The sequence below is a fragment of the Brevibacillus sp. NL20B1 genome (genome assembly GCF_018195675.1).
GTDB classification, from domain to species: domain Bacteria; phylum Bacillota; class Bacilli; order Brevibacillales; family Brevibacillaceae; genus Brevibacillus; species Brevibacillus aydinogluensis.
Map to the genome: position 1 here is coordinate 94,414 of NZ_JAGTPT010000014.1, position 18,170 is coordinate 112,583.

At 57.0% G+C, this 18,170-nt stretch carries 19 protein-coding genes and 9 tRNA genes; 3 read left to right on the forward strand and 25 right to left on the reverse strand.

Going from position 1 to position 18,170, the window contains the following annotated elements; translation table 11 throughout:
- Positions 1–82: 82 nt before the first annotated feature.
- A complete protein-coding gene (locus KDN35_RS11505; RefSeq protein ID WP_212132757.1) occupies positions 83–616 on the reverse strand; it encodes a hypothetical protein in 534 nt (177 codons plus the stop codon).
- A 48-nt stretch (positions 617–664) separates the two neighbouring features.
- Complete coding sequence (locus KDN35_RS11510) at positions 665–1,099, reverse strand: gamma-glutamylcyclotransferase family protein (protein WP_230077252.1); 435 nt, start codon at positions 1,097–1,099, stop codon at positions 665–667.
- 180 nt (positions 1,100–1,279) lie between these two features.
- Between KDN35_RS11510 and KDN35_RS11515 the strand changes: the two genes are divergently transcribed.
- Positions 1,280–4,726, forward strand: a complete 3,447-nt coding sequence (locus KDN35_RS11515) for a pyruvate carboxylase (RefSeq protein WP_171567119.1) — start codon at positions 1,280–1,282, stop codon at positions 4,724–4,726.
- Positions 4,727–4,787: 61 nt separating this feature from the next.
- Positions 4,788–5,489, forward strand: a complete 702-nt coding sequence (locus tag KDN35_RS11520) for a hypothetical protein (protein ID WP_171567120.1) — start codon at positions 4,788–4,790, stop codon at positions 5,487–5,489.
- 110 nt (positions 5,490–5,599) lie between these two features.
- Here KDN35_RS11520 and ytfJ read toward each other — a convergent pair whose 3' ends face one another.
- The 14 genes from ytfJ to KDN35_RS11590 form a co-directional block, all read right to left on the reverse strand.
- Positions 5,600–6,058 (reverse strand): GerW family sporulation protein, encoded by a 459-nt coding sequence (gene ytfJ, locus KDN35_RS11525; RefSeq protein ID WP_171567121.1) that lies wholly within the window; start codon positions 6,056–6,058, stop codon positions 5,600–5,602.
- A 160-nt stretch (positions 6,059–6,218) separates the two neighbouring features.
- Entirely contained in the window at positions 6,219–6,881 is a 663-nt protein-coding gene (locus tag KDN35_RS11530) for a DUF2953 domain-containing protein (protein ID WP_230077253.1), read from the reverse strand.
- A 69-nt stretch (positions 6,882–6,950) separates the two neighbouring features.
- Complete coding sequence (locus tag KDN35_RS11535) at positions 6,951–7,922, reverse strand: S-layer homology domain-containing protein (protein WP_212132758.1); 972 nt, start codon at positions 7,920–7,922, stop codon at positions 6,951–6,953.
- A 145-nt stretch (positions 7,923–8,067) separates the two neighbouring features.
- The gene (locus tag KDN35_RS11540) at positions 8,068–8,733 is read right to left on the reverse strand and encodes a L,D-transpeptidase family protein (protein WP_171567598.1); all 666 of its coding nucleotides are present in this window, start codon (positions 8,731–8,733) and stop codon (positions 8,068–8,070) included.
- Positions 8,734–8,760: 27 nt separating this feature from the next.
- Positions 8,761–9,348, reverse strand: a complete 588-nt coding sequence (gene sleB / locus KDN35_RS11545; protein WP_171567608.1) for a spore cortex-lytic enzyme — start codon at positions 9,346–9,348, stop codon at positions 8,761–8,763.
- A gap of 153 nt (positions 9,349–9,501) precedes the next feature.
- Positions 9,502–9,852 (reverse strand): stage V sporulation protein AE, encoded by a 351-nt coding sequence (gene spoVAE, locus KDN35_RS11550; protein WP_171567599.1) that lies wholly within the window; start codon positions 9,850–9,852, stop codon positions 9,502–9,504.
- A gap of 1 nt (position 9,853) precedes the next feature.
- Positions 9,854–10,873 (reverse strand): stage V sporulation protein AD, encoded by a 1,020-nt coding sequence (gene spoVAD, locus KDN35_RS11555; protein ID WP_171567600.1) that lies wholly within the window; start codon positions 10,871–10,873, stop codon positions 9,854–9,856.
- Positions 10,874–10,876: 3 nt separating this feature from the next.
- Positions 10,877–11,350 (reverse strand): stage V sporulation protein AC, encoded by a 474-nt coding sequence (gene spoVAC, locus KDN35_RS11560; protein ID WP_212132759.1) that lies wholly within the window; start codon positions 11,348–11,350, stop codon positions 10,877–10,879.
- A 17-nt stretch (positions 11,351–11,367) separates the two neighbouring features.
- On the reverse strand, positions 11,368–12,228 hold the full coding sequence (locus KDN35_RS11565; RefSeq protein WP_212132760.1) for a DUF421 domain-containing protein: 861 nt from the start codon (positions 12,226–12,228) through the stop codon (positions 11,368–11,370).
- 69 nt (positions 12,229–12,297) lie between these two features.
- The gene (locus KDN35_RS11570; protein WP_171567603.1) at positions 12,298–12,504 is read right to left on the reverse strand and encodes a DUF1657 domain-containing protein; all 207 of its coding nucleotides are present in this window, start codon (positions 12,502–12,504) and stop codon (positions 12,298–12,300) included.
- A gap of 150 nt (positions 12,505–12,654) precedes the next feature.
- The gene (locus KDN35_RS11575) at positions 12,655–12,858 is read right to left on the reverse strand and encodes an alpha/beta-type small acid-soluble spore protein (RefSeq protein WP_171567604.1); all 204 of its coding nucleotides are present in this window, start codon (positions 12,856–12,858) and stop codon (positions 12,655–12,657) included.
- Between the two features lie 97 nt (positions 12,859–12,955).
- Entirely contained in the window at positions 12,956–14,086 is a 1,131-nt protein-coding gene (locus tag KDN35_RS11580; protein WP_349290976.1) for an MGDG synthase family glycosyltransferase, read from the reverse strand.
- Entirely contained in the window at positions 14,083–14,670 is a 588-nt protein-coding gene (locus tag KDN35_RS11585) for a YkoP family protein (RefSeq protein WP_171567605.1), read from the reverse strand. Before KDN35_RS11585 ends, KDN35_RS11580 begins: the two co-directional genes overlap by 4 nt.
- A gap of 104 nt (positions 14,671–14,774) precedes the next feature.
- Complete coding sequence (locus KDN35_RS11590; protein ID WP_171567606.1) at positions 14,775–15,428, reverse strand: TerC family protein; 654 nt, start codon at positions 15,426–15,428, stop codon at positions 14,775–14,777.
- A 213-nt stretch (positions 15,429–15,641) separates the two neighbouring features.
- Between KDN35_RS11590 and KDN35_RS11595 the strand changes: the two genes are divergently transcribed.
- Positions 15,642–16,796: a sensor histidine kinase gene (locus tag KDN35_RS11595; protein WP_171567607.1), complete on the forward strand. Its 1,155-nt coding sequence runs from the start codon at positions 15,642–15,644 to the stop codon at positions 16,794–16,796.
- A 234-nt stretch (positions 16,797–17,030) separates the two neighbouring features.
- On the opposite strand, the gene KDN35_RS11600 is transcribed toward KDN35_RS11595, so the two are convergent.
- The 9 genes from KDN35_RS11600 to KDN35_RS11640 form a co-directional block, all read right to left on the reverse strand.
- Positions 17,031–17,104: transfer RNA gene (locus tag KDN35_RS11600), tRNA-Gly, on the reverse strand.
- A gap of 11 nt (positions 17,105–17,115) precedes the next feature.
- Positions 17,116–17,203, reverse strand: a tRNA-Leu gene (locus KDN35_RS11605).
- A 71-nt stretch (positions 17,204–17,274) separates the two neighbouring features.
- A tRNA-Pro gene (locus tag KDN35_RS11610) sits at positions 17,275–17,351 on the reverse strand.
- 86 nt (positions 17,352–17,437) lie between these two features.
- Positions 17,438–17,514 (reverse strand) — tRNA-Arg (locus KDN35_RS11615).
- A gap of 21 nt (positions 17,515–17,535) precedes the next feature.
- Positions 17,536–17,611, reverse strand: a tRNA-Gly gene (locus KDN35_RS11620).
- Between the two features lie 58 nt (positions 17,612–17,669).
- A tRNA-Leu gene (locus tag KDN35_RS11625) sits at positions 17,670–17,756 on the reverse strand.
- A gap of 63 nt (positions 17,757–17,819) precedes the next feature.
- Positions 17,820–17,895: transfer RNA gene (locus KDN35_RS11630), tRNA-Lys, on the reverse strand.
- A gap of 20 nt (positions 17,896–17,915) precedes the next feature.
- Positions 17,916–18,000 (reverse strand) — tRNA-Tyr (locus KDN35_RS11635).
- Positions 18,001–18,013: 13 nt separating this feature from the next.
- A tRNA-Thr gene (locus KDN35_RS11640) sits at positions 18,014–18,089 on the reverse strand.
- Positions 18,090–18,170: the final 81 nt, after the last annotated feature.

The following is an 18,170-nucleotide window of genomic DNA, read 5'->3' on the forward strand; positions in this document are numbered from 1 at the left end:
TTCCTCCTCACCAGAGATTCATATGTACCTAACTTATCATACTCTATTTTTCTACCTTTTTCACTATGCAAACAGTAGAATTTTACACCTGGAAGCGGACGTGTTTCTCCGTTCGCTGATCCACTTTGTCAATGCGTTTTACTTCGTGTTCGTACTCCCAGTTGCTCCTCATGTTCAGTTCGTGGCAGCGCATCAGCGCGTGAAAAAGGGCAAACTCGAAGCTCACCCGTTTCAATTCGTACTGCGTGCTCATCGACTGGGGCAGGATCGTATTGACAATCTCGATCCGGTAGGTGGCCTTCTCCCGTGAGCGGCGGGTCGGCACGACATAGCCCATCTGTTTCAAGACAAAACCGTAGTCAAACTCTCCGTTGTCGTCAAAGTCGATCGTCTCGTCCGAGGTGGCCAAAAGCTGCAAACACTCGCTTGCGTCCATCCGCTCAAAACAGGCGGGCTTGGGCAGGGCGAGAACGGAACCGTCGCTGTTGACGAAGTAGATGTGATCGCGGTAGTGAAAGATCAGTTCGTCCTCCGGGATGTCGTCAACATACATCCAGTTGGCCGCTGGAATCAACAGCCGCCAGATGTCGGCGGGCGCGGCATGCAACAATTCCATGGCAGGGCTCCCTCCTTTCCCTACCATTCTGGGCAAAAAGGCACACCCCTATTCTCTCTTGCGGCGCATGAAGGCCTCCCAATCGCCGTCGGCCAGGAAGATGCCGGTCTGTCTCGCAAAGGCTTCGTCCACGAAGCGATACACGTAGACGCGCTGTTCTTCCCCCGTTGTCACCAGCCGCGCCGTCATGATTTCGCGCTCGTATTCGTTGCGCGGGTCGCCCGGTCCAAAATACGTCTCCAGTTCGTCCAGACCGCGCAGCGCTTCGTCGTACACGTCCGGCGAAAACAGGAGCACGCCTCCCTTAACCGTTCCCTCCCCTTCTCTCAGCAGACCGGGATACCCGGTGGGCAAATGGTAGAGCTGCCCTTTTACTTCCGCCGGCAGTGCCTGGTGGGGATACGGTTTGACGTACAGCTCCCAGTTGCGAAACCCTGGCAGCAGCGAACCGTAGACGAAAACGGGCAATCGATGTGGATTCATCTGGTTTCCTCCTGTCATTTACGAATATTTGCCGATGACACAACGGCTTACATTCAGGAAATGTCTCCTCTCACTCCCGGAATGGTAAAAAAAACTGATGTTTCCTCTCGCGCATTTTTGTATATTTACACTATATATAATTTTCGCTCACGACTGCGAGAGAAGAAGGGGGAGAGCACCATGCACAAGCGCAAGATCAACCGGCTGTTGGTCGCCAACCGCGGGGAAATCGCCATTCGCATTTTCCGCGCCGCTACCGAGCTGGGGATTCGCACCATCGCCATCTACTCGGAACAGGACAACGTCTCCATTCACCGCTTCAAAGCGGACGAGTCCTATCTGGTGGGGGCCGGCAAAGGCCCGATCGAAGCCTACCTGGACATCGACAGCATTATTGAGATCGCCAAACGCAACGACGTCGACGCCATTCACCCGGGCTACGGTTTTCTCGCTGAAAACGCCGAATTTGCCCGCCGCTGCGAGCAGGAAGGGATCATTTTCATCGGCCCGTCGCCCGAGCTGATTGAGGCGTTCGGCGACAAGGTGGAGGCACGCCGAATGGCGATCAACGCAGGCATCCCGGTGATACCGGGGACGCCGGAACCGATCGAGACGATGCAGGATGCGTTGCTGTTTGCCAAAGAGCACGGCTACCCGATCATCATCAAGGGCGTGTCGGGAGGCGGCGGCCGGGGCATGCGCATCGTGCGCAGCCAGGACGAGCTGCAGGAAGCGCTCGATCGGGCCCGCTCCGAAGCCCGCTCGTCGTTTGGCAACGCCAAGGTGTATCTGGAGCGCTATCTGGAAAAGCCGAAACACATCGAGGTGCAGATCCTTGGCGATTCACACGGCAACATCGTGCACCTGTACGAACGGGACTGCTCGGTGCAGCGCCGCCACCAAAAGGTCGTGGAAGTGGCCCCCAGCCTGGCGCTGGATGACGAACTGCGCGAGGCCATCTGTCAGGCCGCGCTGAAGCTGATGAGACAAGCTGGCTACAGCAACGCCGGCACTGTCGAGTTTCTGTTGACGCCGGATCGCCAGTTTTACTTTATTGAAGTAAATCCACGCATTCAAGTGGAGCACACGATTACCGAACTGATCACCGGCATTGACATCGTGCAGGCGCAGATCCGCATCGCCGAAGGGCACGCGCTGTCCGATCCGGAAATCGGCATCCCGTCGCAGGAGGCGGTGCAGATGAGCGGCTACGCCATCCAGTGCCGCGTCACCACGGAAGACCCGGAAAACAACTTCCTGCCCGATGCGGGACGGCTTTTGGCCTGGCGCTCCGGCGGCGGCTTCGGCGTGCGGTTGGACGGCGGCAATGGCTACCCCGGCGCGATCATTACGCCCTACTACGACTCGCTGTTGGTGAAAATTTCCACCTACGCGACCACCTTTGACCAGGCCGCCCGCAAAATGCTGCGCACGCTGCGCGAATTCCGCATTCGCGGGGTAAAAACCAATCTGCCCTTTTTGGAGAACGTCGTCACGCATCCCGATTTCTTGAGCGGCCAATACGACACCTCGTTCATCGACACCAAACCGGAACTGTTCATCTTCCCGGGCCGCCAAGACCGCGGCACCAAGCTGCTTACCTACATCGGCAACACGATTGTCAACGGGTACCCGGGCCTGCCAAAGCAGGAGAAAAAACCGCACTTTGACACGCCGCGCATCCCCCGGACCTCGTTTGCCCAGCCGTACCCGGACGGCACCAAACAGATTCTGGACCGCGAAGGCGTGGACGGGCTGATTCGCTGGATTCGTGAACAGAATCGGGTGCTGATTACCGACACCACCTTCCGTGACGCCCACCAGTCGCTGTTTGCCACCCGCGTGCGCACCTACGATCTGGCGGCAGTGGCGGAAGCGACCGGCAAGCTGGGCGCCGGCCTGTTCTCGCTGGAAATGTGGGGCGGTGCGACGTTTGACACATCGATGCGCTTTTTGCGGGAATCTCCCTGGGAGCGGCTGCAGATCCTGCGCGAGCGCATCCCCAACATCTTGTTCCAGATGCTCCTGCGCGGAGCCAACGCCGTCGGCTACACCAACTACCCGGACAACGTCATCCAGGCGTTCGTCAAGGCCTCGGCGGAAAACGGCATCGACGTCTTCCGCATCTTTGACAGCCTGAACTGGCTGCCGGGCATGCAGACGGCCATCGACGCCGTGCGCGAAAGCGGCAAAGTGGCGGAAGCGGCCATCTGCTACACCGGCGACATTCTGGACCCCAGCCGAACCAAGTACACCTTGCGCTATTACGTCGACCTGGCCAAGCAGTTGGAAAAGGCGGGGGCGCACATCCTGGCGATCAAGGACATGGCCGGCCTGTTGAAGCCATATGCCGCCTACGAACTGGTCCGCGCCCTGAAACAGGAGATCGGCATCCCGATCCACCTGCACACCCACGATACGTCCGGCAACGGCGTGGCAATGCTGCTGAAGGCTATCGAAGCGGGCGTAGACATCGTCGACGCCTGCGTCAGCTCCATGTCGGGGCTTACCTCCCAGCCCAGCCTCAACGCGCTGGTCGCTGCCCTCGACCATACGGAGCGGCAAACGGGCCTCTCACTCGAAGCGTTTAACAAGCTGTCCGACTACTGGGAAGACGTCCGGCCGCTGTACCAGGGCTTTGAGAGCGGCATGAAGGCGAGCAATACGGAAGTGTATGTGCACGAAATGCCAGGCGGCCAGTACACCAATCTGGAGCAGCAGGCCAAGGCGGTCGGCCTCGAGGGACGGTGGGACGAGGTCAAACAGATGTACGCCACGGTGAACCAGATGTTCGGCGACATCGTCAAGGTCACCCCCTCCTCCAAAGTGGTGGGCGACATGGCGCTGTTCATGGTGCAAAACGGCCTGACCGAAGAAAACATCTGGGAAAAGGGACAGCGGCTCGACTTTCCCGACTCCGTCATCCAGTTCTTCCAGGGCTATCTCGGACAGCCGCCGGGCGGTTTCCCGAAAAAGCTGCAGGAACTGGTGCTGAAAGGGCGGGACGCCTTCACGGCACGGCCGGGCGAACTGCTCCCCCCTGTCGACTTTGCCAAGGTAGCGGCCGAACTGGAGGAAAAAATCGGCCGGGAGCCGAGCGAGCTGGATGTGCTGGCGTACATCATGTATCCGCAGGTCTTCCTGCAGTACGACCAGAGCGTCAAAGAGTACGGCGACCTGTCCGTTCTGGACACCGCCACCTTCTTCTACGGGCTGCGTCCGGGCGAAGAGACAGCGATCACGATCGAGCGCGGCAAGACCTTGATCATCAAGCTGGTCGCGGTCGGCGATCTGCATCCGGACGGGCGGCGCATTATCTACTTTGAGTTGAACGGACAGCCGCGGGAAATCTTCATCCACGACCAGTCCGCCCAGGTTGCGGAACAGACCCGCCGCAAGGCCGACCCGCAAAATCCTGCCCATCTCGGCGCCTCCATGCCGGGCAAGGTGTTGAAGGTGCTGGTGGCGGAAGGCGACAAAGTGCGCAAGGGCGAACATTTGCTGGTCAGCGAAGCGATGAAGATGGAGACCACCATTCAGGCGCCGATTGACGGCAAGATCAAAGCGGTTTACGTCAAGGCAGGCGACGCCATTGAGACGGGCGATCTGCTCGTGGAAATGGAATAATGCGGCAAATCGTTTTATAATGGAAGGAGAAACAATCCGACGCTGAAGGGAGGAGATCGTCATGAGACCGGCTGCGATCAGCCAAGTGCCGTACCGGTACAGGGTGGACAGCTACCGCGCCCACATGGCCCAGGCCAAGCTGAGCGCCCCCGTCGAGCCCATTCGCGGCTACAGTCTGCACCCGTTTTTCGCCAAACAGCGGCAGTGGACGGTGGAGGTGGCCAATGTTTTGTCCCGCTTCTACCGGTACTCAACGGAACTGGAACTGGCGGCACGGCAGTTTGCCCCATCCCGTCAAAGGAGTCTTGGCAATACAGACGGTGCCGCACCAGACGTGGACGAGCTGCTGCGTCGGACGCGTCAACTGACGGATCGATACAATCGGCTGCAGCGCTTTTGGCGGGAGCGTCCCGATTCGTTTGCACCCGGTCCGGACGATACCTTCTTTCGCATTACCCGGGCCGCACAAAGCGTACTGCCCAAATACGGCATCCGGCTGCAGCAGGACGGCAGCCTGGCTGTGGACGACGCCGCTTTCCGCCAGGGAGTCGCCCAGGATTACGCCGGCTTTGAACAAGCGATGCAGGACTTGACACAGTCGTTTCGGCAGGTGGCGGATCGCCTGCAGGCCGCTCCTTCGGGGGGCTATGTACGCCGCACCCGGACACCAACGGGTGTCAATGCGTACGAATCGTCCTTGCTGCCGAACCTGTTTTTCCGGCACGCGGCCAGCACCGGCCTGTTCGTTAATCAATTGTGGTGATGGCGTCACAGCAGGACGGACTTACAGCATATATAAGAATTACGCCTGCAATGCACAACAGGTATGCCTTTCATGCGGCATACCTGTTGTTTTCATATGGTCGGTTTCGTTTAGCTGCGCTTGATCAGTTCTTCCAAGTCGTGTTCGTCCGCGTCGGTGATATACGTGGTGGACGTCACGGACGCCTGCTCTTTCTTGCCCATCAAGCTCTGCAGTTTGTCCACAACCTGCGGAATCGAGTCCAGTATCCGATCGTACAGATGGGTCGTATTTTCCAACGGAATCGAGCGAATTCCCTGCTTGCCCACGACCAAAAACGCCACCGGCGTGATCGACACCCCGCCGCCGCTTCCCCCGCCGAACGGATGGCCGAGGACTCCGGCATGATCCTTCTCATACTGGAATTCGCTTCCTCCCGCTGCGAAACCAAACCCAACCTTGGAGATCGGCAGTATTACGCTGCCGTCCGGCGTCTCCACTGGATCACCGATAATTGTATTGACATCCACCATTTGCTTGATGTTTTCCATTGCGGTTCTCATTAATCCCTGAATGGGATGGTCTGCCATGCCGTTTCCTCCTTGTCGAGATGAAATCTCCGTCTGAGCGTGTCTTCATAAGCATTTGTTAGCATGCCCAAAACAAGAACGGGGCATGTACCGGGGGACTGATGTCATCCGCTTTGGGAAAACGAGCACAGTCCGCTTCCGGACGTCGATTGTAACAGCTTCATGCCTCGGTCGGCGCCGTTTTCCACTCGCGCCGGCGTCCGATTTGCCAGCGAAGCAGCAGCCGTATGCCGGCCAACAGCACGTGTCCCAGCCAAACATGCAAAACGCAGCGAAACTGTGTCCGGATCACTGCCTGGTTCCAGACCGGCTGCACACTGAGACGCGGAATGCTGCGCAGCGAGACAGCGCCGGAAAAGACGCTCACCAGCATGCTTTTGACTCCCCAGGCGAGCCCCAACAGCGTGCCTGTTTCCGCAGCTTCTCCCGTTCCCAACACGGTATGCCACTCCAGGCGGGAACAGCGGATCTGACGCACAAACGCCCGTACTACCGGCTGCAGGTCATGCACCCGTTTCAGCAGGTCCTGGTACTTGTTTTTCCACTGCTTCACCTGTCTGGAGGTGACGTCCTGAATCGATTCGTCCATCACCGACTGCCCGCTCACCTTTTCGACCTTCGCTTTCAATTCCGTCCCTTCCTGCGTCTGCTTCAGCAGCAGGACCGGCAGTTCGTACTTTCTCCTAATCAGACGAAACCAGGCGGAGATTTCCACCACGAGATGGTCGTTTTCCCCGACCCGATTGTAGGCAATCGCGATCCGTATCGGCGTCACAGCTATTATCGCTACCAGAGCAAGGAAGCCCACGATCAGCCAGACCATCAAAAAATCCCACCCTTTCCCTGTTAGTATGAATGGAAAGAGTGGGAATTATGTTCCATGTATGGGTTGTCAATCCAGAATATAAACGCGCACATTCTTTTGCAGACCGTGGTTTCGCGCTTGCTGCAGGGTCGGCAGGAACAGGTCCACGTGATGCTGTTTGACCGCCCCTCCGATGTCGGCCGCGACCGCGTAGCCGTACCCTTCAATGTACAGGTGGCTTCCCAGCGGAATAACGTTGGGGTCGACCGCCACGACACCCTTGCGCAGCGGGTAGCCCAGATAAGAGAACACGTTGTCGCTCGGGTAGCTGTAGGCCGTCGTCTGCACCGTCAGCATCCGTTCGTACGGCGTACCGATATTGGCCAGTCTCTGCTGCGCTGCCTGTGGCTTGTCGGGAAGCAGATGGAGGGCGGCGTACGTGGCTGCTTCCGCTCGGGTCATCGGCTTGTCCGGCTTCAGGGTGCTGTCAGGATAGGCACCGACCAGACCGTTCTTCAGCGCGTACACAAACGGCCGCTGGAACACTTCCCCCACTGCTTGCCCGTCGGGATAATGCAAAAGCGTCTTGTAGGAAGCCGTCCAGCCGAGCTGGTTTACCTTTCCGCTGTCTCCGGTCGCCCGTGTCAGGATGGAGACCAGTTCTTCCCGCTGAACGGGATTGCCGGGATGCAGGTACACTCGACCGCCTATCTTTTGGCCGTGGATGATCCCCAGCCGGTATGCGGTGTCGGCGTAGGGGGCCAGCCAGCTGTCACGCGGCACGTCTGCAAACGGCGAGGTATTGCCCGCCACTGGCTTAATCCCTTTTGCCTTGAGAAACATTGCGATCAATTCGCCGCGGGTGACCGGATCGTCCGGACGGAAGCGCTCCGCCCGTTCAACGCCCCCCGCTATGTACAGGTTGTTGATTTCTTTTTTTGCCCAATGTCCGTCAACGTCAGCAAATGGTGTGGTTACAGGTGTTGTCTCCGCCTCTGCCGCCGGCGCGCCCATCCCGAAGATGGCTGCCAGAGAGGCCAGGATCAGCAGCTTTCTCATCATCAACCTCCTGAAACAAACATGCTGATTTTTCTCTCGTTTCATTCTATCGGAAAATTGTCAGAAAACAACCTACAATGTTTGCCAGCGATTTCCCGATTTCCCGTCAAAAAGGAAAACCCCTTTCCTGTTTGCAGGAAAGGGGTTACTCGACAATGCCCAAATGTACCAAATCCTCAAATCGGATCTGGCCTGTAACGGGTAGACCTTCTCCTTTCTGGAACCGAAAGACGGCCTGCTCCGTTTGCTTGTCAAAACGGCCGTGAACCTTGCCCCCGTAGTAACCGGCAGCCTTCAGGCGATTTTGCACCAGCTTGACCAGTGAGCCGCGGCTCCCCGGAACCAGAATGCGATAGGTCAGCCGCTCATGCCCCATGATCGGTCCATCGATGATGACCGGTGTTCCGATGCGGACATGCGGATAGATCTTTTCGATGTCTTGGTTTCGCATCCGAAAGCAGCCATGGCTGACATAACGCCCAATTTGCTCCGGTCTGTTGGTGCCGTGAATACCGTACGTTCCCCACTCCACATTGATGCCCAACCACCTGGACCCGAATCCTCCGCCCCAGTTTTTCGCTTTCTGAATGACGGAATAGACTCCGATCGGCGAAGGTGTATCGACGGCGCCGGGAGCGATCGGGAAAGACGCCAGCACTTCTCCTGTTGACGTTTGCAGGTAGAGACGCTTCTTCCACAGGTTTACGTACAAAAGGACAGACGCTTCCTCTTCCGGCTGCTTGGCCGAAACCGTCGAGACGGGGGCGTACAGTGCAATCAGCAGGGTGAGAACCGTGAGAATTGGTCGCATGACAATTCCATCGCTCCGTTACGTGTATTATCGTGCGAAAATGTGCTGACCGATCCGTTTGATTTGCGGGCGGGACCAAATCCAGCGGGATGTCGCCGTAGCCGGGTTGAAGTAGTACAGGGCACCGCCCGACGGGTCCCAGCCGCGAACCGCGTCGTACGCTGCACGATACGCCGTTTGATTGGGAGCGAGCCAGAACTGGCCGTCGTCCACCGCGGTAAAAGCGTACGGCTCAAAGATGATGCCCTTTATCGTATGAGGAAATTGCGGCGACTGCAAACGGTTCATGACGACAGCGGCTACAGCCACCTGTCCGACGTACGGCTCACCACGCGCTTCCGCATGTACCAGGCGGGCCAGCAGTATCATTTCCTCCCGGTTGACCGATACTTTTTTCAGCGTCCGCCAGGTATTCCTGCCGGCTATCCCGTCGGCAACCAAACCGTAGTTGCGCTGAAACTGCTTGACGGCTTGGCGGGTGTGCGGTCCGAATTTTCCATCCAGCGGCTGTTGGTAGTATCCAAGCACCTGCAGCCGGTACTGCAAGTCCCAGACGTCTCCGCCCTTGCTCCCTTGTTTCAGCAAGGGGGCCGCCGAAGCAGGCGCCGCCGTCATCAGCAGCGCGACAACAAGCGTCAACAGCAGGGAGGTTAACGGTTTTCGCTTGAACACTGTTCATCCCTCCTCAAGCCACCATTCTAGCTGTTGGGATGAATGCGGTTCAATTCAAGCTTTCTGCCAGCTCTGGAAAATTGCACTGTTGTTTCGCTATCCTTTGGGACGGAAAACCAATGCGGCAAAAAAGCCGAACACAATCGCAGCGGAGACGCCTGCGCTGGTCACCTCAAAAATGCCGGTGATGATCCCCACCAATCCATGTTTTTCCGCCTCCGCCAGCGCACCATGCACCAGTGCATTGCCAAAACTGGTAATGGGGACTGTGGCCCCGGCGCCGGCAAACTCGATCAGCGGATCGTACAGGCCGAGGCCATCCAGCACGGCCCCGGCCACCACCAATGAGGACATGGTGTGGGCTGGCGTCAGCTTGACGACATCGAGCAAAAACTGGCCGATGAGACAAATGGTTCCTCCTACCAAAAACGCCCAGAAAAACGTCACGTTATCCCTCCTCATTCGGCTCTGATTCGATTGCCACGGCGTGGGCAATGCACGGAATGCTCTCTCCCTGCTGATAGGAGATGGGAGAAAGCAGCGCACCCGTCGCCACCACCAGGATTCGTCTCCACTTGCCCGCCTTCATTTGGTTGAGCAGATGGCCATACGTGACGGTAGCGACACAGCCGCATCCGCTGCCGCCCGACCAGACGACAGGATTGTCGCCGTAAATCATCCGGCCGCAGTCCTGGTAACGATCCAGCGGAATGTGGAGATTGTGCTTGGGCAGCAGTTCCGACAGAATGGAATGGCCCACCTTCCCCAGGTCTCCGGTCACCACCAGGTCGTAATGATCGTGGGGCAGCCCCAGGTCGCGGAAATGAGCTTCCAGCGTATCCAAGGCAGCAGGTGCCATGGCCGCTCCCATGTTGAACGGATCGGACAACCCCATGTCCACCACACGCCCAATCGTGGCGGCCACGACATGCGGTCCTTTTCCCTGGCGGGCGATGACCGCCGCTCCCGCCCCTGTGACCGTCCATTGAGCGGTGGGCGGTTTTTGCGAACCATATTCGGTCGGGTAGCGGTACTGCTTTTCCGCCGATCCGTTGTGGCTGGCGGTTGCGGCCAGCACGTAATCGGCCGACTGGCTATCCACCAGCAGGGACCCCAGTGCCAGACTTTCCATCGCGGTAGAGCAGGCTCCAAACAGGCCCAGATAGGGAATCCCCAGCGTGCGAGCCGAAAAATTGGCGGTGATAAGCTGGTTCGTCAGATCGCCGGCGAGCAGGAAGTGGATGTCGTCTTTTCGCAGCATCGCCTTTTCCACCGCCTTGTCGCAGGCTTCCTCCAGCAAGACCCTCTCGGCCTTTTCCCAACTGTCCTGCCCCATCATCAAATCGCCGTGCAGCGTGTCAAAATCGTCGGCCAACGGTCCTTTGGCTTCAAACGGGCCGCCGATCGCGGCCGCCCCGACGATCACCGGCCTGGAAGGAAAGACCCATGATTGATGCCCCTGTCTCATGCTCTACCCTCCCATTTTCATCAGCGTTTTAATCAACCCGATCACAAACGCGGACGTCACCCCAAACACGATGACCGATCCGGCCAGTTTGAACATGTTGCCGCCCACCCCGAGCACAAAACCTTCGCTGCGATGTTCGATCGCCGCCGATGCGATGGAATTGGCGAAGCCGGTCACCGGCACGCTGGTTCCGGCCCCTGCCCACTGGGCGATGCGATCGTACACCCCGAGTCCCGTCAACAGGGCGGAGAGAAAAATCAGCACTGCCACGGTAGGGTTGCCTGCTGTTTTTTCGGTAAAGTGAAAGTAATGGATAAAACCTTCTTGAATGGCCTGCCCCAGCACACAAATCAGTCCGCCGACGAGAAACGCCCGGACAAAGTTTTTCAACAAGGGGCGCGGCGGTTCGTGCCGTTTGGCCAACTGCTGATACTGCTGCTGGGTGGGCGTCAGCTTTTTCTTTTTTTGGTCCGTCACCTATACCCCTCCTTTCCTCATTGGGTCAAGAACGGCTTCACCTGATCAATCACGCGCTGCAGATGCTCCGCGTCCTTTTCGTAAACCTGCTTGGCCTGCTTGTCTTTCGTCGACAAGGCAAACATCTCCAGATCGGCCTGGCACTTTTTCAGAAGCGCGTAGGTCAGCTTCAATGCTTGGGGGGGAGGCACATTGATCTTGTCATCGTACAAATCCAAATAGAGCTGTCCAGCCCGGTCTACCTGGCCAAGAAACACGTTCTCCAGGGCCACACCCGCTTTTTGCAGTTCCATGCGCAACCAGTTGCGGTTCAGTCCCAGATTGGCCAGCGATTCGTCCATGATGGTGCCGTCCATGATCACCGCCTGTGGTTCCTCCGCCTGTGCAACAGGCAGGTCGAGATCCTGCGGGGTGACCGGCCGATGCTGTGATTTGAGCAGTACGCTAATTTCGCCGTTCGTCTCCATCAGCGCAAATTCCACGTCCGCCAAGCGAAACACGTTTTTCATCCGCAGTTGCTCCATCAGGTCTTCCGCCGTCAGCCGCTCTTTTTTCAGGTTGTCTTCCAAAATCTTGCCGTCCTTGATCAGAATGGTAGCCTTTCCTTCCACTACGTCCCTGATCTTCTTGCTTTTCAGCGAAAGCCACTCTATGGCTACCGGAATGAGGGCAAAGATCGTCATGGCTACGAGGCTGTGATAGATCGGACCGTCCATGTCGCTGGCCATGAATGCCGCAATGGACCCGATCGAAATGCCCACGATGTACTCGATGTATGTAAGCTGTCTGATCTGCCGCTTGCCGATCAGCTTTGTCAAAATGAACAGGTACACCAGTGCCACGACGGAGCGGATGACAAGGTTGAGCCACTCAGGCATTGTGTTCACCTCCTGGCTTGACGCGGGAGAGGAGAGAGCATGCCTCCCCCCGTCCTGCGAACAAACCGTTTAAAATCCCTTGTATTGAGGTTCTTCGTTTTCCAGTTCCGTTACCCGCTGCTGCAGATTGTCGATGATCGACTGCGTCTGCTGGGCCGCTTGGGTGTACAATTGTTTGGCCTGTTGATTTTGCGTGCTGAGTGCAAACTGCTCCAGGTTGGCCTGTGCCCCTTTCAGGCTGGCCAGCGTTTGTTTTACTTGCGATGCGACGGTCATTTGCCTTCACCTCCTAGCACCTTTAGATTCAGCAAAGGGGGGCAAAATATTCTCCTATGATGTCCATCCACTTTTTGTAATTTTTTACAGGTGATCAAACAAAAAGGAAAGACACCCGAACAGGTGCCTTTCCACATCCAACCTATTTGGTTATGCACGGCCAGCAAGTTGTTGTTCAGCGAAGGACACCAGACGCTTGGTGATCTCTCCTCCGACAGAACCGTTTTGACGGGAAGTGGTGTCTGGGCCAAGTTGTACACCAAACTCGGCAGCGATTTCATACTTCAGTTGGTCCAGAGCTTGGTTGGCTTGCGGCACCAGCAGGTTGTTGCTGGAACGGTTGTTGTTCGGCATCTGTGTTCACCTCCTCGTTGTTTGTAGCTTTAATATGTGTGATGGCCGATAGCTTCATGCATTGTCAGAGCAGGGATTTCACTGGCAATTTATAGCGTTATAGCGAGAGCAGAAAGTCGGCGATGCGCCGGGCCGCATCGGGTTGACGCAGAGCATCCATGCGGCGAACCATCTCCTCCCGCTCTTCCGGATAGCACCGCCAGCGAACGATCAGACGCGCAATCTCCTCGGGCCGTTCTGCCCACGCAGCGGCCTTATGCTGGAGTAAAAACGACAAATTGTGGCGCTCTTGCCCCGGCAGCGGCCGATACAGGATCAGCGGTGTCCGGAGCGCCAGCGCTTCCGCACAACTGATGCCGCCCGGCTTGGTGACATAGGCATCGGCTGCGCCGATCCACTCCCAAATGGACGGCTCGTATCCTTTTACCACGAGGCGGTGCAGCGGATGAGGCTGCCCGGCGAGCAGCGACAGCCGCTGCCTGATCGGCTCGTTTTTTCCCGTGATCACCACGATGTGCAGCGGTTCCGGCACGTTCAACAAGGACCGGACAACTTCCTCCATGCCGCCGTGGCCGCCCTCTCCCCCGCACACCAGTACGGTAAACTGGTCGGGCGACAGTCCCGTCCGCGCTTTCCAATACGCTTTCTCTTCCCGCGCCGCCGCAGCAAACACCGGACGCACCGGAATGCCGTATACGTGAATCCTTTCCCGTTTTACGCCGTGACGGCGCTCCAGAAGCTCCGCCAGCCGCTCGTGTGCCACGACGTAACCGTCAATCTCGGGATGCACCCAAAACCTGTGGACGTGGAAATCGGTCGGTATGCTGACCAGCCGGAACCGCTTGCCTGCCTTTTTCCTGGCGTGTGCCAGGGCGGGCAAGCAGTAGGCGTGAGTGGCGGCGACGACGTCCGGCTGTTCCCGTTCCAACAGTTCGCGGATAAGACGTCGCGCCAGAAAGGCCCCTATCGGCTTGGCGAGGGCCGTACCCCACATCTGCTCGCGGTCGTACAGACGCTGCCAGAGCGTTGGACTATAGCGCAGCATCTGCCCATAAAAAAAACGGGACAACTCCCGCAATGCCGGGCTGGCCGCCTGCAATCCGCCCTCCACGCGGGCGTACACGTCGGGGCAGCGTTCCACCACCGCCTCGCGCAGTGCTTCCGCCGCCATCCGGTGTCCGCTGCCGGCCCACTCCTCGGTTACAACCAGCAGGCGCTTCCCGTTCACTGCCGATCACCCGCCGGTTCCTGCTGCCGTGGCAGATAACGGCGAAGCAACTCCTCTTTGGACATGTACACCCGCTTCAGCGGCATCTCCCGGTCCCAACGCTGAATGCGCCGCTTGCCGTCGGGATGGATCAGGCGCACCATCAGTCTGAGATACCAGCGCTTGTAGCGAAAAAACCAGTTCATCGGCACGTCCGAGATGGAAAACCCGAGCGGTTTCACTCCCTTGTGCAGCATGGTGGTACCGACGATGCCCTTGATGCGGTCCCGATCCTTATGCCCATCCAGATACGCCGCCAACTGCGGCAGGGAGCGCATGATGTGATGACGGAGCAGCAAGACCAGCCGCAGGTCGTCCTTTACGCCTTGGCTTTGCTTGGCAAAATAGTAATTGTGGATATGCAGTTTCAAAATCAGATCCCCGTCGCGAATGACGCGTTGATCGGATGTAACGAGCGGCTCACCCCGGTAGCGCAATAAAACGACACGAAATATGTTGTTGTCTTTGTCAACGTATCTGAGCCGCGTGCAGCGTTGGTAGATCGTGTCCCAAACGCCCCACAACATCAAGATACCCGTATTCATCTGCGATCGGATCCTTTCATCGTCAGGCTTTCTTCTTACCCTGTAGTATGCCCCGATCCTTCTCGCGAAATCACCGGGAACACCGCTCGCCCTCCCTCGTCTCCCTACGTTTTTCCGAAGCGGCCCAGCGCCATTACCGCCACCGCCACCAACAGCGGCAGCCAGGCGTGGTTCAGAAGAAGCGGGTTAAGTGCGTTCCAAACGTACGGATCTTCCAGACACATGTCCGTCGCAGTGTAGGCCAGAATGCCTCCGCCGACGATCACCAAGCTGTGGAAGCGGTTCATCAGCCGCGAAATCCAGGTGCTCCCCCACATCAAGAGGGGAATGCTCATGCCCAGCCCCAGGATCACCAGCACAATATCCCCATGGGCAGCTCCGCCCACTGCCAGCACATTGTCCAGGCTCATGACAAAATCGGCCAACAGGATCGTCTTGACTGCCTGGCCAACATTGCTGCCGTATCTGACCTCGATCGTCTCCTCCTGGCCCCCGCCGAAGATCAATTTGCAGGCAATCCACAGGAGCAGCACCCCTCCCACCGCCTTGACCAGCGGAATGTCGAGCATCCAGGTGGCCATGCCTGTCAGCAGGACGCGCATCAGGATGGCCCCGAGCGTTCCGTAGAGGACAGCCCGCCGGCGTTCCGGCTCCGGCAGTCTCCGGCAGGCCATGCCGATGACGACGGCATTGTCGCTGCTGAGCACGACGTCTATCAGAAAAATGTGCACGAACCCCAGCCAAAATTGCCCGTCCATCTCCGCCTCCCCTGCCCGTCTGAGTTTGTCCTTCTTACTCTATGCGCCTGTTTGCGGACTAATGAGCGCTTTTCTTTCCGAAAAAAGGCGAGAAAACGCGTTTTTTGTAGAAAAATACTTCCATAAAAAACATTTTAATGTGAAAAATAGGATAAACATACCTTGTTTTTCTGGGCGTCCTTCCGTACGATTAAAGTTGGGGTGGGAAAAGCTATGGCGGAAACAGTGTCTCTAAATCTTCACGATGTTTCACAGAAAATTCTTGATATGACGCCGACGATCACGACGCTGTGGCTGCAGGAAATCGTGATCAGCATGGATACTCCGTTGACGATTCCCCGCAATTTTGCCGAGAAGCGGACTGTGCTCCTGGCTCGCTATCTGGTGGAAGACGTCGACGGTGACATGCAGGCCTGGTCGCTGGACATGGGCGAGTGGATGCGCTCACAGGAGTTCCCGTTTTCATCGATTTTGCGTACGTACCAGTTGTACCGGAACGTATTCTGGCGGGTCCTCCGTCCGGAACTGCAGCAATGGTCGTTGGCGCCGGAAGAGATGCTGTACCTGGAAACCCAGTTGGGAAAAGCCATGGACGAGAGCGTCTACTGGGCCGTGTACCACTTCGAGCAAATGATCAACAAGGAGCTCGTCCAAAAGGAAGAAACCATCTCCTATTTGCACAACGACAAATTAACCATGCTGGGCAAAATCGCTGCCAACATGGCTCATGAACTGCGCAATCCACTATGCGCGATAGAAGGCTTCCTGAAGCTGATCTCCGAATCCACCCAGGGGCAGGACAAGCTGCAGTCCTACATCCAGGTGGTCATGCACGAATTTGAAAATTTGCACCGGCAGATTACCGGCTTCCTCAGCTTTTCGAAAAAGCCGATTCTGGACGAGGTATACAAGACGGTGGAAATCAGACAGGTCCTCTACGACGTGGAACTGCTGATTACGCCGCGGCTGGTGGGGGAAAACATTTGCTTTGACAAGCACATTGAACCGTGTACCCTGTACTGCTACGAAGAAGGTCTCAAGCAGGTGATGGTCAATTTGCTCAACAACGCCATTGATGCCGTCCAGACCCGTCTGAACAAGTCAATCCGCGTCATCTCCCACTGCGAGGGCGGATGGCTGCAGTTGACCGTCGAAAACAACGGAGAAATGATCCCGGCGGAGATCGTGGAAAATCTGTTTCAGCCGTTTTTCACCACCAAGCAGAACGGCACGGGGATCGGTTTGTCCATCTGCAAAAACATCATTGAAAAGCACAACGGCACCATCTCCTGTGAATCGACGGAGGAGTCCACCCGCTTCATCGTGAGGCTGCCGATTGCTACTGACCGTCTTTCTGCGTTCAGTTGAACGGCCGTCGACGAAAAAAAACCTCCTGCACGGTGCAGGAGGCGAGGCAAGAGATCCGTTACCTATCGGGTAAGCGATCTTAGCCTTACTCTACACGAAAACATATGTTTCTACCACCCTTAACCATCTTACATTTTTCGACAAATTTAAACAAAGGGCTGTTGCAGCCAAACGCTCTCCACCACATACAAAAAACAGACGGACGATACATGTCCGTCTGTTTTGCATTGCGTATGGAGCGGGTGATGGGAATCGAACCCACGCGACCAGCTTGGAAGGCTGGGGTTCTACCACTGAACTACACCCGCACGGCGTGTATTGGTGCCGAGGACCGGACTCGAACCGGTACGGGAGAAACTCCCGACAGATTTTAAGTCTGTTGCGTCTGCCTATTCCGCCACCCCGGCGCTGTTTTGGCCCTCCCCCAAAAACGTCCGCCTGCTCCCTGGGAGCATCCGTTCCTTTTTGGGAAAAAACATGGTCGGGAAGACAGGATTCGAACCTGCGACCCCTTGGTCCCAAGCCAAGTACTCTACCAAGCTGAGCTACTTCCCGTTGGATGGGGAGATGCGGAGGTGGAGGAGTGACAGAAACGGCGTGGCCGGTTCGCTTCCCCCAGCAACCTCTTCACCTCTAAATGATGGCGTGCCCTGAGAGATTCGAACTCCCGACCTTTTGATTCGTAGTCAAACGCTCTATCCAGCTGAGCTAAGGGCACATGTTTAGATAGAAATAAAAATGGAGCGGACGACGGGTCTCGAACCCGCGACCTTCGCCTTGGCAAGGCGACGCTCTACCAATTGAGCTACGTCCGCATTCGCAACACCCCGACAAAAGCCGTTTGGGCTTGAAAGCTTTCGCCTTTTGGGGATATGGTGCGGTCGAGAGGACTTGAACCTCCACGGTGTTGCCACCACTAGAACCTGAATCTAGCGCGTCTGCCAATTCCGCCACGACCGCACGATATGAAGTTTTCGCCATTCACCATGCTGCTGTCTTCCCGCAGCACTTTGCGTAAAAAACTGGTGAGCCATGAAGGACTCGAACCTTCGACCCTCTGATTAAAAGTCAGATGCTCTACCAACTGAGCTAATGGCTCATATTCATGATAAGGAGAAATGGTGGGGAGAGACGGATTCGAACCGCCGAACCCAGAGGGAGCAGATTTACAGTCTGCCGCGTTTAGCCACTTCGCTATCTCCCCATGTTCATTCTCCTGGTGCCGGCGATAGGAATCGAACCCACAACCCCCTGATTACAAGTCAGGTGCTCTACCAATTGAGCTACACCGGCGTACCTGGCTTATTATAGCACACCCATTGTCGATGTCAACTGTGTGTTAACGCAAGTAGGTGGCGTACATTTTCAAAAAGC

Coding starts and splice junctions, on each gene's coding strand:
- KDN35_RS11505 (WP_212132757.1), bottom strand. CDS start 616: ATGGAATTGTTGCATGCCGCGCCCGCCGACATCTGGCGGCTGTTGATT.
- KDN35_RS11570 (WP_171567603.1), bottom strand. CDS start 12,504: ATGACCGTCGCATCGCAAGTAAAACAAACGCTGGCCAGCCTGAAAGGG.
- KDN35_RS11575 (WP_171567604.1), bottom strand. CDS start 12,858: ATGCCGAACAACAACCGTTCCAGCAACAACCTGCTGGTGCCGCAAGCC.
- spoVAD (WP_171567600.1), bottom strand. CDS start 10,873: ATGAGACAGGGGCATCAATCATGGGTCTTTCCTTCCAGGCCGGTGATC.
- sleB (WP_171567608.1), bottom strand. CDS start 9,348: ATGACGGCGGCGCCTGCTTCGGCGGCCCCCTTGCTGAAACAAGGGAGC.
- KDN35_RS11565 (WP_212132760.1), bottom strand. CDS start 12,228: ATGCCTGAGTGGCTCAACCTTGTCATCCGCTCCGTCGTGGCACTGGTG.
- KDN35_RS11585 (WP_171567605.1), bottom strand. CDS start 14,670: ATGAATACGGGTATCTTGATGTTGTGGGGCGTTTGGGACACGATCTAC.
- KDN35_RS11520 (WP_171567120.1), top strand. CDS start 4,788: ATGAGACCGGCTGCGATCAGCCAAGTGCCGTACCGGTACAGGGTGGAC.
- KDN35_RS11535 (WP_212132758.1), bottom strand. CDS start 7,922: ATGAGAAAGCTGCTGATCCTGGCCTCTCTGGCAGCCATCTTCGGGATG.
- KDN35_RS11530 (WP_230077253.1), bottom strand. CDS start 6,881: ATGGTCTGGCTGATCGTGGGCTTCCTTGCTCTGGTAGCGATAATAGCT.
- KDN35_RS11540 (WP_171567598.1), bottom strand. CDS start 8,733: ATGCGACCAATTCTCACGGTTCTCACCCTGCTGATTGCACTGTACGCC.
- ytfJ (WP_171567121.1), bottom strand. CDS start 6,058: ATGGCAGACCATCCCATTCAGGGATTAATGAGAACCGCAATGGAAAAC.
- KDN35_RS11515 (WP_171567119.1), top strand. CDS start 1,280: ATGCACAAGCGCAAGATCAACCGGCTGTTGGTCGCCAACCGCGGGGAA.
- KDN35_RS11595 (WP_171567607.1), top strand. CDS start 15,642: ATGGCGGAAACAGTGTCTCTAAATCTTCACGATGTTTCACAGAAAATT.
- KDN35_RS11510 (WP_230077252.1), bottom strand. CDS start 1,099: ATGAATCCACATCGATTGCCCGTTTTCGTCTACGGTTCGCTGCTGCCA.
- KDN35_RS11590 (WP_171567606.1), bottom strand. CDS start 15,428: ATGGACGGGCAATTTTGGCTGGGGTTCGTGCACATTTTTCTGATAGAC.